General features: G+C 37.0%; 17 protein-coding genes. 3 read left to right on the plus strand and 14 right to left on the minus strand.

Annotated features, from left to right (window positions below; translation table 11 throughout):
* The first annotated feature begins 65 nt into the window (after positions 1-65).
* On the plus strand, positions 66-752 hold the full coding sequence (locus tag OD90_RS11050; protein WP_186434753.1) for a head GIN domain-containing protein: 687 nt from the start codon (positions 66-68) through the stop codon (positions 750-752).
* Between the two features lie 66 nt (positions 753-818).
* Here OD90_RS11050 and OD90_RS11055 read toward each other — a convergent pair whose 3' ends face one another.
* From OD90_RS11055 to OD90_RS11065, 3 genes are all read right to left on the minus strand, one after another.
* Positions 819-1,418 carry a nitroreductase family protein gene (locus OD90_RS11055; protein WP_144669228.1) on the minus strand — a complete coding sequence of 200 codons (600 nt, stop codon included), beginning with the start codon at positions 1,416-1,418 and terminating at the stop codon, positions 819-821.
* Positions 1,419-1,621: 203 nt separating this feature from the next.
* The gene (locus OD90_RS11060) at positions 1,622-2,338 is read right to left on the minus strand and encodes a TIGR04283 family arsenosugar biosynthesis glycosyltransferase (RefSeq protein WP_144669229.1); all 717 of its coding nucleotides are present in this window, start codon (positions 2,336-2,338) and stop codon (positions 1,622-1,624) included.
* A 50-nt stretch (positions 2,339-2,388) separates the two neighbouring features.
* Positions 2,389-3,195 (minus strand): DUF547 domain-containing protein, encoded by an 807-nt coding sequence (locus tag OD90_RS11065; protein ID WP_315897476.1) that lies wholly within the window; start codon positions 3,193-3,195, stop codon positions 2,389-2,391.
* Positions 3,196-3,361: 166 nt separating this feature from the next.
* On the opposite strand from OD90_RS11065, the gene OD90_RS11070 reads away from it, so the two are divergent.
* On the plus strand, positions 3,362-3,847 hold the full coding sequence (locus OD90_RS11070; RefSeq protein WP_144669230.1) for an RNA polymerase sigma factor: 486 nt from the start codon (positions 3,362-3,364) through the stop codon (positions 3,845-3,847).
* 8 nt (positions 3,848-3,855) lie between these two features.
* Positions 3,856-4,458, plus strand: coding sequence for a hypothetical protein (locus tag OD90_RS11075; RefSeq protein ID WP_144669231.1), 603 nt, complete (start codon positions 3,856-3,858; stop codon positions 4,456-4,458).
* A 10-nt stretch (positions 4,459-4,468) separates the two neighbouring features.
* On the opposite strand, the gene OD90_RS11080 is transcribed toward OD90_RS11075, so the two are convergent.
* The 11 genes from OD90_RS11080 to OD90_RS11130 form a co-directional block, all read right to left on the minus strand.
* Positions 4,469-5,491, minus strand: coding sequence for a DUF547 domain-containing protein (locus tag OD90_RS11080; RefSeq protein WP_144669232.1), 1,023 nt, complete (start codon positions 5,489-5,491; stop codon positions 4,469-4,471).
* A gap of 125 nt (positions 5,492-5,616) precedes the next feature.
* Positions 5,617-6,510, minus strand: coding sequence for a sterol desaturase family protein (locus OD90_RS11085; RefSeq protein ID WP_144669233.1), 894 nt, complete (start codon positions 6,508-6,510; stop codon positions 5,617-5,619).
* A 73-nt stretch (positions 6,511-6,583) separates the two neighbouring features.
* Positions 6,584-7,552, minus strand: coding sequence for an arsenosugar biosynthesis arsenite methyltransferase ArsM (gene arsM / locus OD90_RS11090; RefSeq protein ID WP_144669234.1), 969 nt, complete (start codon positions 7,550-7,552; stop codon positions 6,584-6,586).
* An 85-nt stretch (positions 7,553-7,637) separates the two neighbouring features.
* Entirely contained in the window at positions 7,638-8,450 is an 813-nt protein-coding gene (locus OD90_RS11095) for a purine-nucleoside phosphorylase (RefSeq protein ID WP_144669235.1), read from the minus strand.
* Between the two features lie 30 nt (positions 8,451-8,480).
* Complete coding sequence (locus OD90_RS11100; RefSeq protein ID WP_144669236.1) at positions 8,481-9,089, minus strand: TIGR04282 family arsenosugar biosynthesis glycosyltransferase; 609 nt, start codon at positions 9,087-9,089, stop codon at positions 8,481-8,483.
* The gene (locus OD90_RS11105; RefSeq protein WP_144669237.1) at positions 9,086-9,268 is read right to left on the minus strand and encodes a hypothetical protein; all 183 of its coding nucleotides are present in this window, start codon (positions 9,266-9,268) and stop codon (positions 9,086-9,088) included. Before OD90_RS11105 ends, OD90_RS11100 begins: the two co-directional genes overlap by 4 nt.
* Complete coding sequence (locus tag OD90_RS11110) at positions 9,268-9,459, minus strand: hypothetical protein (RefSeq protein ID WP_144669238.1); 192 nt, start codon at positions 9,457-9,459, stop codon at positions 9,268-9,270. The genes OD90_RS11105 and OD90_RS11110 overlap by 1 nt, the downstream gene beginning before the upstream one ends.
* Entirely contained in the window at positions 9,460-9,954 is a 495-nt protein-coding gene (locus OD90_RS11115) for a rhodanese-like domain-containing protein (protein WP_144669239.1), read from the minus strand.
* 3 nt (positions 9,955-9,957) lie between these two features.
* Positions 9,958-10,785, minus strand: coding sequence for a metallophosphoesterase family protein (locus OD90_RS11120; RefSeq protein WP_144669240.1), 828 nt, complete (start codon positions 10,783-10,785; stop codon positions 9,958-9,960).
* On the minus strand, positions 10,770-12,104 hold the full coding sequence (locus OD90_RS11125) for a sodium:solute symporter family transporter (protein WP_144669241.1): 1,335 nt from the start codon (positions 12,102-12,104) through the stop codon (positions 10,770-10,772). Before OD90_RS11125 ends, OD90_RS11120 begins: the two co-directional genes overlap by 16 nt.
* A 124-nt stretch (positions 12,105-12,228) precedes the next feature.
* Positions 12,229-13,668 carry a SusD/RagB family nutrient-binding outer membrane lipoprotein gene (locus OD90_RS11130; protein ID WP_144669242.1) on the minus strand — a complete coding sequence of 480 codons (1,440 nt, stop codon included), beginning with the start codon at positions 13,666-13,668 and terminating at the stop codon, positions 12,229-12,231.
* Positions 13,669-13,694 lie beyond the last annotated feature (26 nt).

Genomic DNA, 13,694 nt, shown 5'->3' on the forward strand with positions numbered 1-13,694 from the left:
GTCAATATATCGTTTTGCTATCTTTAGTTTATCTCACTTTCATATCCTGTGATACAGATAATACTTTGACGTGTCTCAAAGCTACTGGAACTATCATCACAAAAGAATATGAGTTAGAGGACTTTGACAGTATTGTAGCTTTTGAACGACTACAACTTATAGTAAAAGATGCTTCAGAAATTTCTGTGCAATTAGAAACAGGAGAGAATTTATTAGAAGATTTTGATGTTTTTGTGGAGAATAACACTCTCCATATACGTAATAATGGAGCTTGTAATATTGCCAGAGATTATGATACTTCTAAAATATATGTTAGCCATCCCGATCTCAAACAAATAAGAAACAGTAGCGGCCAAACGGTTTTAGGTGATGGTATCTTAAGCTGGGAAAATCTGAATTTAATCTCTGACGATTTGATAGAGGAGGACTTTTATCATAAAGATGGAGATTTTCGCCTTGAGCTGGATTCAGAAAATGTGTTAGTACAGTGTAATGGATTGTCTAATTTCTTTTTATCTGGTACTGTAACTAACCTTCAAATTAACTTGCTTGAAGGTGATAGTAGATTACCGCTTGAAAATCTTCTGGTACAAAATGTAATTCTTTTTCATCGCGGAACAAATGATATACTCATTGCTCCACAACAATCTATTACTGGAGAATTACGTAGCACTGGAAATTTAATTTTACTTAATAATCCACCAGTAGTAGACATCGAAGCCTACTTTACCGGTGAAGTTATATTTGATTAAACGGAGCGTCAATATTGAGTGAGAATTTTAATAGAAACTAATGACTCTTAAAAGTTCTGATTATACTTAAATATTCTCCACAATTTTCTCGAGAGCTATCCTAGATTTAGGCTTTATACTTGGTTGGTTTTGATCATCTTCTGCTCTGTGACCTATTGCCACTGCAACTAGCGTTTGATATTTTGTTTGGTCTAAAACTTTGTCATAGTTTTCTGGCTCAATACCTTCCATTGGTGTAGAATCTATGCCCATCGTTGCACAAGCACTTAAAAAGACGCCTAGAGAGATATAAACCTGTTTATCAAACCATGCTTTTATATTTTCTTGACCCATTGGCTTTTTATTTTGTTCATAATATTCAAAAGCGCGTTCTGGTAGTTCTTCTTTTAATTGCTGCTCAAAAAAAGATAAATCATTTATCCTACTGAAGACAACTACAGTATCACACTTTAATACCTTCTCTGTGTTTATTTTTGAATACTTTGAGAGCTTCTCTCTAGTAAGCTCATCTGATACAAAAGTGAATCTCCAAGGTTGACTATTTATAGAAGAAGGTGTGAGTCTAAGAATTTCCTTTAGCTCTTCAATTTTTGAAGCTTTTATTTTTTTGTCTGGATTATACTTCTTAGTTGTATATCGCTCTTGCATGGCCTTAAGAAAATTCATGGGTAGTTATTTATAGTTAAATTAATACTGTGAAGTTACAGATAGCGAGCCTTGAAGCCAATTTTTAAACTTTAAAGAAATCGTAAAGTTTTAAGTAATCAAAAAACAATTTAAACGAATTGAGAGCAAGTAATACATTCGTTTTAAGAGTTTAAAACGAATATGGATTTAAAGGTAAGTACGCTTTCGCGAAAGCGTAACTTTTAAGAAACCTTTTTAAGGTAAAATTGATGAAGTTCTTCTGGACTTGCGCCAAACCACTTCCGAACATATATAGACCAAAAATAGTATTGTAATTTCCAAATACCATTTTCTTCATATCGCCTGGCAGAAGTGGTGAGCCATTCTTGTATGACCACAAATTCGTTGCGAGCGTACAATTTATTTATAAGATCATTATCTTCATAAATAATGTAGCGTTCGTCAAATCTTCCTAGCTCGTTAAAAAGGTTTTTGGTGATGAATTGGCTCTGATCACCACCCCGGCAAGCGCGCCATTCAAACTGAGTAAGCCACCCTGCGAGACGTAACCACCAGTGATTTGAGTCAAATTTCATTTTAAAACAACCGGCCTCATTACCCTGCTCAACTTCTTTTATAATAAGGTGGTCATAATCTTGTGGAGGGTAGGAATCTGCATGCAGAAAATATAGGATATCACCCTTTGCGCTTTCTGAGCCAGTATTCATTTGAGCAGCACGCCCTTTTTTAGAATGTAATATTTTAATGTGACTGTGATCTTGCTTTCGCGAAAGCGTAGCTACTTTCTCAAAAGTGTCATCATCACTACCGCCATCTACTACAATAATCTCACTAATATTTGAAATAGAAAAAGCCTTCTGCTTCAAGTGTTCTAGTAGCTCAATAATCGTTGCAGATTCATTAAACACAGGAATTATAATTGAAATAGAAGACTTCATTAAGTGTATTATATCCTTACAAACTTACGTAAAAAACAATACTCAAAAAGCTATTGTTGATCATTCAAATCCCAATTGTAGGGTAGGAATGTGACAGCTGCATTTGTATTAACTTTTACGGTTGCATATTCGTTTATGTATGGTATCAAGCTCTCATTAGAGCCACGATAAAAGTCTTTTGTGTAAAAGTCAAATATTGAAGATAATTCAACATTGTTTTTTTTGATATTATTTTTTTCGCTATTTATAAAGTCACGTGTTGCTCGATCTAGTTGTTCATTTATGGAGCCGGCTGTATAGGCTTCTCTTAAAAGTGGCGGGCAAGAAATAGAGGCACAATTTATAGCGAAATGGATACGCGGTTCATTCATTTTTCGTAAAATTCCGTTTTCTATTCCTGCAAGCGATAAATTACGTCCATTCACGGTAACTCTGTTTTTTGTCCATGGTGCATCTGTGTCTTTTATACTTTTTACATTTGGATTATCTAATATCAAATCTACCGTTACAGCATTATATAAGTTTATGTAGTAAGCAAGTAGTTCTTGTACACTCCAATTGTTAGAGGGTGATAATGATGATAATTGATCTAAATAAGACGTAAGTGCAGCACGATCGTTTTGAAAGCCTTTATAATCGACAAGACCTTTTTTATTAACGTATTTCTTGAGGAGGATGTCCCATTTAGAGTGATCTACATTCACAGATGAATTTGCTGTGGTGGATGTAAGTGTACCTTCAACTTCCTTAGTAGGTTGGCCTTGACTCGTAATTCCTGCGGCAGATAGTAGCGAGCAGCTTTCAACAATGCAAAGAATACTTAAAATTGTAAAAAGGTGTAATAAGTTTTTCATCATATGTAATTTTAGTTGCGAATGTAAATTGCATCTTGCTATATAGCACACTCTTTAATAATAATTTAGGTCATTTTTTACAACATAGTACTATACCTACGTAAAAAATATAGGTAGAGATGTGACTTTTTTTAAAAAGAATACACTTATACTATAAAAGCAACCATCATTGACTACAAAAGAATCAAAATTTACTCAGCTTATAAAAGATAATGAGGGTATTATCTATAAAATAGTGATGACTTATGCTGATAATCGAGAAGACCAAATGGACTTATATCAAGATGTCGTTTTGCAGTTATGGAAGGGTTACGATAGCTTTAAAGGAGATTCTAAAATAAGTACTTGGATGTATCGTGTGGCACTTAATACCTCTTTCAGTTTTATACGTAAAGAAAAACGTAAAGTAAAGTCAATTGCTTTAGATCATATTCATCTTGTTTATGAAGTAAAGGACCAATTACTAGAAGAAAGGGTTAGGGAACTTTATGCTCAAATAAAACAATTAAATGATATAGAAAAAGGTATTATGTTGTTATTGCTAGAGGGTAAGAAATATGAAGAAATTGCAAACATAACAGGATTTTCAAAAACAGCTATAAGCACTAGAATCTCACGCATTAAAGAAAAACTAAAAAAGCAACTTGTTAACTAGAGATTATTATGGATTTAGAACAGATGCAGAAAACTTGGTTACAAATGAGCAAAGAGCTCGACCAGCAAAAAAACCTCACAAATGAACTTATTATGAAAATGGCACAACGAGATTATAATTCAAAAATCAACAAGTTAATACGCACAGAAACTATAGGTGCAGTTATCTGTCTAAGCACTATAGTATATGTACTCTATAATTTTTCAAAATTTCAATCGTGGCAATCACAACTTTGTGCAATTATATTAATCATTACACTTCTCACAATGTCAGTAGGATCTTTCTTTTTACTTAAGAAGTTTAAAGAAATAGATTTGCAAAGAGATAGTTTGAAAATAACTGTGGAGAAATATACTAGATACAAAAGAATAAACCTTCAATTTCAAAAGGCAAGTATAATGGTAGGCTTTATAATGTTATTTGTTTCAACAGCAGTTTTTTCCGTATTGTTTTCTGGCAAAGATTTATTTATCGACAAGAGCTGGCAAGAATTCATTTTCCCAATGACTTTAGGGTTATTATTGTTTGGGGTCATCGCATATATAGGGTCAAGATATTATGCTAAAGCTCTCAAAGGAGCACAAAACATCATAAACAGCGTAGATGCTTAACGGAAACTTCTTAATTGTTTAACAACCAATTATAGTCTTTATAGCGAACGCGAGCAGAAGGGTTAATTTTTGTATTTGCATATTTGTTGAGATAGTCTACAACTGAGCCAGCTGTTTTAAAATCTTTACTAAACCATTTAAAAATCATAGAGATTTCAACAACATCTGGAGTGATTTTATTACGGACTGGATCATTTATAAATCTAGTAGTCAGAGTATGCAACTGGGAATTTACTTTGCTAGCGGTAAATGCTTCATTGAGTAGTGGCGGGCAAGAAACAGAGGCACAATTAATTCCAAAATGAATACGAGCATCCCCCATTTTTCTTAAAATATCATGTTCAATTTCATTTAAATTGTAATATTTGTCACCTAGTTTCCAAAAACGTTGATCCCAAGGGTTTTTGATGTCTTTAATGCTTTCTAGGGGCTGGTGGCGTAATATTAAATCTATGGTCATGGCATTATACGCATTCATCCAATAAGCTAATTTTTTATTTTTTGACCATTCATCAGTAGGAAGGTTTGCTCCTAAATTTGCAATGTACGCTGTTAGTTTAGACCAATTTTTTTTAAATCCATTGTAATTAACATCACCATTAGAATTCACGTGGGCCCTTAATAATGCATTGAAAAGGTCATGGTTTAGAGTGTTGAGCGTATCTTTTTTAGAGTTGGGCAGTGATTTGGTCTCTGGTAGGATTTCCTGAACTTCAACTTTTTCTACCACTTCTACCACTTCTACCGCTTCTACCGCTTCTACCGCTTCTGGCAATTCTGTTTTTACTATTATTACTTCCTCTATTTTATTATCTACCACGTCAGATTTTATATTTGCGGGCACTACAACCTCTATACTTTTTAGCTGTTTAGGTACATTTAAAGTATCAGTTTTCACAACAGTCTGTGAGGTGTCTACCACAGTTTCAGTAACAATCGCTGGAGTTGTAGTTTCTGTATCTACTACGACATTTTTTGGAGTTCCACATTCCGTCAATAAAGTGATAATTATTAGGTAAGCTGTAATTTTCATAAGCATATTTTTTGCTACGCTTTCGCGAAAGCGATTGTCTTTCAATCCTAAAGTCTAAGTTACGCTAAAAACCCATTTCAATTAACGATTCGACTCGAAACAATTTTGCACTAGTTAGGGAGCCTTTAATGCTCTTTTTTCTTATGTATGGGGTATGTGATTTGGCCCATAAAGTTTTCAGGAAAATTAGTGTCTCCTTCAAACCCTAACTCGATATCCCTACCATCATGGGGTACATGACTGGTACCAAACAAATAATCCCATGCACTAAGAGTTAAACCGAAGTTCATTCCATATTTGTGGTTATCAGGTAGTTCCTTTGCGTGATGCCAAATGTGCATTTTTGGGTTGTTAAGTATATATTTTAAAGGTCCATAATCCCAGCCTATGTTTGCGTGATTAAAATGCCCAACCGTAAGCGCGGTAAAATGAACTATCGCAACATATTGCAGGTCAAAACCTCCTACTACTGCGATAGGGATGTAAAGTAGAGATTTATATACAATAGGCTCAACCCAGTGATAGCGCATTTGGGCAGCAAAGGCCATCTCCTTTGTGGAATGATGTACTTTGTGGAAATTCCACAAAAATGGAACGCGATGTAAAAGCCGGTGTGTATTCCATTGTACAAAATCAGAAATAATAAAGAAAATGAGTAAGCCAACTCCAAAAGGGAGTTCATCTACATCAAAAACTTGTAGATCTTGAAGCTTTAATCCTATAAGTCCCATGATGTCATTAAAAAATAGCTCAGCGGTGTTAGAAAGCGCTATAAAAACAATAAGATTGAGTAGAAAAAAGTTGAAGAACATATAAAATGTGTCCAGCCAGAAATCCTTTCTAAAGATCTTTTGTTGCTTACGCCACGGAAATGCTATTTCTAGCCCCCATACAATTAGTGACACGATAATTAAACCCCAAAAATAATTATCCCAATTATTTTCAAAAAAAACCTCACGCTTGAAGTAGCTCCAATAGTCTGTGTAAGACTGTAAAAAGGTGTCAATATATTTATCCATCACATTTCAAATTTACAAAAAGCAAAAGGCACAACTTGAGTCGTGCCTTTAGGTAATTCCTTTCATTGCGCGTCTAGCAACAACCGCCACCATCATAATGGTAGGTGCTTTCACTTATAAAAATATCATTACGTCCTAGAGCAGCAAGCGCTGCAGCTGTTTTATCGCAAATAGCCAGCGGCTGATTTTTATCTAAAACATGTCCATTTTTATCATCAAAATATGACTCTGAGCCATAGTAAATAGCCGCTTTCCCAGTAAATATACAAGGTCCATCTTCTGGCATGGGATCTTTAATAGCAGCAACTTCTATGGATTCAATATAGATAAGTTCGTCTGTAGGATATTCTTCAGGGCTCAAAATTCTGTAAGGTTTGCGAGCGCGTATCTCAATAGTTCCAAAGCCTGCATCAGTTAAAGCCTTTACATATTCTTTAATAGGTAAGCTTCCAGAGAGACACAGCGCACGTAAACGATCATCATTTCTTAGCGCCTCGTTCATTTGCTGTTCACACGTAGGATCGCTCATTACTAACCTACCTTGCGGTTTTAAAACTCTATACATTTCGTCAATAGCCTTTTTAAGATCTTCTGCTTTGAAAATATTGAAAAGGCAATTTTGCGCCGCAACATCTATGGAGTTATCTGCTTCGGGGAGGTTGAGTGCATCTCCTTTCTTTAGCTCAACAAAATCACTTTTAAACCATGGATTAAGTTGCTCTGCCTCTTTGAAGTTTTTGCGAGAAGCCTCTAGCATTTCATCTACAACATCTACACCTACTACGCCACCTTTTGTACGATTAAAGTAAGAAAACTGCAATAGCTCCATACCACCCCCTACACCTACATATAACATTTTTGGTTCGTTAGTAAGATCTCTAGAGTTTACCGTGCTACCACATCCATAATTCATCTCTTGCATGATTTGCGGTATCTTTAATCCTGGCAACTCCCAAACTGGATTTGTGGTGCAGCAAAGTCCCACATCTGGGGTAATAGCGGCTTCCTTATATAATGTATTTGTAGCATCTAAATAACTCATAGCACTTTAATTTGTTTTTTGTGACTGTTGCGTTTGCCGCACTCAGTTGTGGGTTAAATGTAAGCACGCTTTCGCGAAAGCGTATTTATAAACTTTTAATTAGCTCTGTAAATAGCGTTATCATTGCGGGCTCTGCTTTACCAGCCATTTCAATAATTTCAGGAATATTCACAGGTTTCAAGTTATCAGGATCACACTCATCTGTAAGTACAGAAACGGCCGCTACGGGTAGACCAAGATGGTTTGCAACGATAACTTCTGGTACCGTGCTCATGCCAACAGCATCTGCTCCAATAATTTTTAGATAGCGATACTCAGCACGCGTCTCTAGCTGTGGTCCCACTACAGATGCATAAACCCCCTCATGTAGATTGATAGCATTATTTTTTGCTATTGATTTTAATTGGGTATTCATTTCACTATCATAAGGAGCGCTCATGTCTACAAAACGCTCTCCCATTTTTTCAACGCCTTTAAAAGCAAGCGGGGAGCCTCCTTGTAGATTAATGTGATCATCTATGAGCATTAATTCCCCTTTTTTGAAGTCAAAGTTAATCGCCCCAGATGCGTTAGAAACTAACAATTTTTTAATTCCCAAAGCGTGCATTACGCGCACAGGATAGGTCACATCAGTAAGTGAATAGCCTTCATATACATGAAAGCGACCTTGCATAACAATAACTTTCTTGCCCTCTAAAGTTCCGTAAATTAATTTACCCGTGTGAAACTCTACAGTAGCTGTTGGGAAATTAGGTATGTGATTATAACTTACTGTTTTCTCAATATCAATTTTTTTTAATAACTGCCCTAGGCCTGTTCCTAGTATGATACCTACTTCGGGATTCTCAAAACCTTTGTTTCTAAGATAATCTGAAGTTTCGTTTATAAATTTTTGCATAAGTATATATTGTCTTGTAAAAGTACGATTTTAGTCTTTTTGTAAATATTGTTGAAAAATTGGGTATGGTGCTAGATCTTCAGCATAATCTATATCGTTAAGCATTGCAAGGTTGTGAACCCTCTCAGTACTTAAATCTTCCATTGTTTGTTTGTAAACTGAATCTCCGCCCCATTCTTTGTTGTAAAATACATCTTTTACAAGTTTATTCATACCTAATAGGTAATAGCCTCCATCTTGCGCTGGGCCTATTACTGCGTCATTAGTATGTAGCGCGTTAAAAGCTTCCTTTATATGAGAAGCGCGCAAATCGTAGAGGTCACTACCTATAATGAGTACGTTGTCGTATCCATCCGCAAAGGCTTTCTCAAAAGCATTATACATACGCACCCCTAGATCTTCGCCTTCTTGCTGAAATTTTTCAAAAATAGAATTATCCCACATGTCATTATTGCGGACCTTTATAGAGTAGCCTACGCGTTTTGTACAATTTATAGTGCTCACTACGTCCTTAGTATGTGATAAAAGTTTCTTATAAATCTCCAGGGCACTTGCCTGGCCAACACCTTTGGCTAGCCGGCTCTTAACTTTGCCTAATTCTGGGTTTCTGGTGAATATGAGTACTATATTTTTTTTCATTGTTGTTTTCTATAATTATATACCAGATATAAAAACATAACTGCCATTGTAATGAGCTGTTGGTACATACTTACGTTAGAAGACCAACCTAGGTTTTCAAAATCTAGCTTGCTTACAGTAAGTATGAGTAATAGGATAAGAAGTATGATAAATATGAGAATGATTTTCTTTTTAGTCATTACTCATCATCTTTTTTTGTCCACTGGTCACTTTTTTTAATGGCTATAAACATCCCAATATTTGCTGTAATTATTAAAATACTAGAGAGATAATCCTTCCAGTCTGAGGTTTCATTAGTAAGATGATAAGCCAGTAAAGCAAATCCTATTATGGTGAGTCCTATAAAAATGAGTGGTATATATTTATTCATCTAGTAAACTTTATGTCCTGTTTTTAAATACTTTCCCCATACTTTGGAAAATACGTGAACAGAGTCGGTTGGTTGTTTTTTCTTGTTTTGAATTTCGTAGCCTTCATCTTTCCAAGCAAATATGCTTCCGTATAGATTTTTGACGTTTGTAAATCCTTTCTTCTTCAGTCGCTCGCCAAAATCTTCAGAGCGTATCCCTACTGAGCAATAAACGACGATGGGTTGATTTTTTTTTGCTTTCGCGAAAGCGTACAAACTATCATTCACCTTCTCAGAAACCCACACCGCGCCGGGAATATGACTTACCTCATACTCTTCTTTTTTACGGGTGTCGAGTATGAGGTAATCCTCTAGTTCCATCTTGAGCTGTTGCACCGAAATGTAAGGAACAGAGCGGGTGTTGTACTGTTTTAAAAGTACATCCATATCCGACTGTCCAGACGTAATGGCGGAAACCAATAAAAGTAATATGTAAGCGATATGTTTAGTTTTCACATTTTATAATTTTATGCCAAACCCCTGCAATCCACTCTCTACAGCTGGCAGTATTTCTGTGTTATCCCAGATGCCAGTTACGATGGTACGCGCATATTCTTCTGGCAGTAAGCCGTTTTGCATTAACTGGCTCGTGAGCTTGTAATTATATGCAAAGGTATGATGTTCATAGCTAAGATTGCCAGAAGTGTCATCTAGAATGGCATACCAGACTTCGGTAGAGCCATCATTTGCTGGCATCCCAATCACGCCAGGGTTGAGCCAGAGTTTATCTTCTTTCTCCGTATGAAACGGCAAACCGCAATGTCCCGCAATAATCACATCACTTTGTGTTGTATCAAAATTTGAACCTTTTATTTCCCAAGGCGTAGATTTAAATATAAATTCAGAAATATGATGGTACGAGCCGTGTACAACCGTAACCTTTTTACCAGCGTAGGTGAATGTAATATGGTCTGGAAGCGCCTCGATGGTGTCTAGCGAATTCTTAGAGAGTTTGCTTTGTGCGTATGGATACCACAGCTGGCTAAAACCATCACAACGCGATCCTTCTCTAAAGTCACACCCACAATCTTCTGCGCCCTCACTCAGTTGTTTTTCTACATTACCTGCAATACCGTGCGTTCCCCATATTTTATAGAGTTGTACGGTTTCTTCGGGCTGCGCACAATATCCCACAATGTCTCCTGTGCAGATGCAATTTTCTGGTGCAATCCCTTGTTCCTCCGCTATGGATTTTAGTTTCTCTAGCGCTTGTAGATTGCTATACACACCGCCATACAGCAATACTTTGCCAGTGAGATTGCCCGTGTTTTTTATCTTTTTATCCATCGTGGTATGAGGTATAATATGGTACAGGCTGTGATGCCCCAGACGTTGGTCCAGAGTAACGCAGCATAAGATCCTGTTGTAAATTGTAATGATAGTGGTAAGGCATCAAAAACTAATATGAAGCCAAAAATGATACCAGTTACTACACTCAAGTAATAGCTAATTTTTGGGGCTGGCTTTCGCCAAAATAAAAATACTGGCGTAAGTCCAATTACCATCGTTCCAGATATGGTCGTGGCGCTTAAAATCTCTGCATTAAGAAATACGGGAATGGTTCCCAATATGGCAATTACAGCCATAGACAATCTCCCAAACGAAAGATTTTTACCCAAATTTAAATCGACTGAAAGTAATTTTGAAAATGATGAGAATGTACTGTCCAGCGTAGATGCCGCCGATGTAATCATAATAAAATTGATGACTAGTAATATGACTACACCAAAAGCTTTGCCAACTTCTACCGCGGCTTGACCTGTCATTCCTTGTGACTGGGCATAAACACCTATAACACTAAATAAGATAATACAAGCAGCACCCAATACGGAGGCGATTAGAAAGCTACGCAAAGTAACCCTAGGCGAACTTAAAAAAGCTCTATCTGTCAATACTGGATCGTGAAAGGGATAGGAAAATGATTGTAACAAGGCTGCAAATAGCAAATTAAGACCAAGATCAAAACTCCACGTTCCAGAAGTCGCAACCTCCTTCACACTAAAATCATCTACCGAAAATATGCTATATAATATCACACATAGCAGTATGGAAAATAATCCCATCTGTATCACATCTGTAAATATAGAACTGCTCAATCCGCCCTTGAGCGCATAAGCCAGAGTGAGTATCGTAAAGACCAGAATCGCCCAATAGTACGGAGTGCTTCCCATCTCTCCAAAATAAGACCCTATCACCATCGTGTTACTCCACACCTCATTAAAAAGCCTAATGGCTATGAGTACAGAAAATAAGCGCATCGCTCCTTTTCCAAATCGAGAAGTCAGAAACTGATGTATACTTGTAAATCCACCTTGCAGGCGCATCTGGTAGATAATCACACCAGCCACAGCAAAGGAGAGGTAATAACCCGCATAAGCAACACCACCCACAATCCCAAAACTCAGACCTAAGTTGGCAGCATTTGTAATACTCTTTGCAAAAATCCACGAGATAATGAGACTACCCGTAACCATCCATACATTAGGAGACTTCTTACGATGCGTAGCCTTAAAAAACTCATCAGGACTTTTGGCAAGCGGAGACAGCACAAATAGCATCACACTCGATGCTATAATTAATCCCCATTGCCAGATTTCTACATTCATATATTGATTTCTTATTCTAATATTTATCACTTTCCGTCTGGAAAGTGTATTTCATAAAAGTTCCCCTCTTTGAAGAGGGGCTAGGGAAGATGTCCGCACTACTACACCCATCTCCCACAATTCATTAATCTACATCCCACCACACGCGCACATTAAGGCTATTGCCGTCTGTTGCATCAAAAGCTGTCTGGTAATTATCTGCATTGAGCGCTTCTTCTTCAGATGGGTAAGGCATACGCACAGGAATTAAACCGTCATTAAGACTTGCTTGCACATCCATAAACGCAGGAAAACCGGTACGTCTATATTCTATCCAACCTTCATAGCCGTTTATAATGTTTGCAATCCACTTTTGAGTAAGTATTTGTTCTAGCGGCGAACTATCTGCGTTATTAAAAGCAGCATTACCTGTTAGATAATCTGATGGTAACGGTGTTTGCCAGTATTCAAAAGCGAGCGTTACGCCGTTTTCATAAAGTGCCTGCGCATCTGCGGTGATAAGACCGCGCTGGGCAGCTTCGGCGAGTGCAAGCGAAGTTTCCCAAGCCGTCATAAAGTTGGCATCTAGCACAGAAGTATCTTCTCTAAAAGCTGTGCCTGCAAGTGATAAATCTCCTAATACTGCAGCCGTTGAGGTTGCATCTATTCCATTTATAAGTCCGTTAAAATCGTCAGTATTTGATGCTGGTCTAAAGAACGTATTAAGCCTCGTGTCTTCAAGATCTACAAGAATATTTTCCATCGTTTCAGAAAGTACGAAGTTGTTAAAGTCACCCACACGTAATTGTGCAAGTCTAAAGCTGTTAGGCTCCGTGTTGCTAAAGTTAAAAATAGCATTATCGCTATTACTCGATATAAAGTTATCCTCATTAACAAGTGTTTGTAATTCTGTACTTACATCTACACGATCTGAGATACGTAAAAGATGTTTAATTTTAATACTGTTTGCAAAGCGTACCCAAGCTTGTAAATCACCACCATATAGAATATCTCCTTCTAGCGGGATGACATCTTCATAAGCCTCAATAGCAGCAATTCCTGCATCTAGATTTGCCAGAATACCATCTGCTCCAGTATATATAGCCTCCTGCGTATCATAAGCTGGTGTTACCGTTCCATCTATTCCGTTAAATGCTTCTGAGTAAGGAACATCGCCAAAAAGATCTGTAAGCCCAGCCGCCATATAAGCTTTTAGGATAAGTGCTGGGCCTTCATAAACGGCAAAGGTCACATTAGTTTGCGCCTGCTGTAAGATAATCTCGTTGTCTCTTAAATTCGTATAAAAAATAGGCCAAGGATTTCCTCCTAGCTGAGGTGATTTTAAGGCGTGACGATCAAAAAGGTTAAAGTCAAGAGCCGTTCTGTGTTGCGAGAGTAAATCTCCAGCCACAAAACCTTCATAACTCATTTGCTCTCCGTAGTCATAAATAACTTGTCGCAATAACAAGCTAGGCTGCACGCTAACGGGATCATTTGGGTTTGTGTTTATTTCTTCAAAATCTTCTGTGCAACTGCTCATTCCAAGTAAAAGCAGGAGGGAAGTGATGTATAAAAAATTTTTCATTTGTAATGTTTTATGTTACGCTTTCG

Origin of the sequence: Dokdonia sp. Hel_I_53, from assembly GCF_007827465.1 — a bacterium.
Classification (GTDB): Bacteria; Bacteroidota; Bacteroidia; order Flavobacteriales; family Flavobacteriaceae; genus Dokdonia.

Coding starts and splice junctions, on each gene's coding strand:
- OD90_RS11120 (WP_144669240.1), bottom strand. CDS start 10,785: ATGGATAAAAAGATAAAAAACACGGGCAATCTCACTGGCAAAGTATTG.
- OD90_RS11095 (WP_144669235.1), bottom strand. CDS start 8,450: ATGCAAAAATTTATAAACGAAACTTCAGATTATCTTAGAAACAAAGGT.
- OD90_RS11080 (WP_144669232.1), bottom strand. CDS start 5,491: ATGAAAATTACAGCTTACCTAATAATTATCACTTTATTGACGGAATGT.
- OD90_RS11100 (WP_144669236.1), bottom strand. CDS start 9,089: ATGAAAAAAAATATAGTACTCATATTCACCAGAAACCCAGAATTAGGC.
- OD90_RS11130 (WP_144669242.1), bottom strand. CDS start 13,668: ATGAAAAATTTTTTATACATCACTTCCCTCCTGCTTTTACTTGGAATG.
- OD90_RS11060 (WP_144669229.1), bottom strand. CDS start 2,338: ATGAAGTCTTCTATTTCAATTATAATTCCTGTGTTTAATGAATCTGCA.
- arsM (WP_144669234.1), bottom strand. CDS start 7,552: ATGAGTTATTTAGATGCTACAAATACATTATATAAGGAAGCCGCTATT.
- OD90_RS11105 (WP_144669237.1), bottom strand. CDS start 9,268: ATGACTAAAAAGAAAATCATTCTCATATTTATCATACTTCTTATCCTA.
- OD90_RS11065 (WP_315897476.1), bottom strand. CDS start 3,195: ATGATGAAAAACTTATTACACCTTTTTACAATTTTAAGTATTCTTTGC.
- OD90_RS11085 (WP_144669233.1), bottom strand. CDS start 6,510: ATGGATAAATATATTGACACCTTTTTACAGTCTTACACAGACTATTGG.
- OD90_RS11125 (WP_144669241.1), bottom strand. CDS start 12,104: ATGAATGTAGAAATCTGGCAATGGGGATTAATTATAGCATCGAGTGTG.
- OD90_RS11110 (WP_144669238.1), bottom strand. CDS start 9,459: ATGAATAAATATATACCACTCATTTTTATAGGACTCACCATAATAGGA.
- OD90_RS11075 (WP_144669231.1), top strand. CDS start 3,856: ATGGATTTAGAACAGATGCAGAAAACTTGGTTACAAATGAGCAAAGAG.
- OD90_RS11055 (WP_144669228.1), bottom strand. CDS start 1,418: ATGAATTTTCTTAAGGCCATGCAAGAGCGATATACAACTAAGAAGTAT.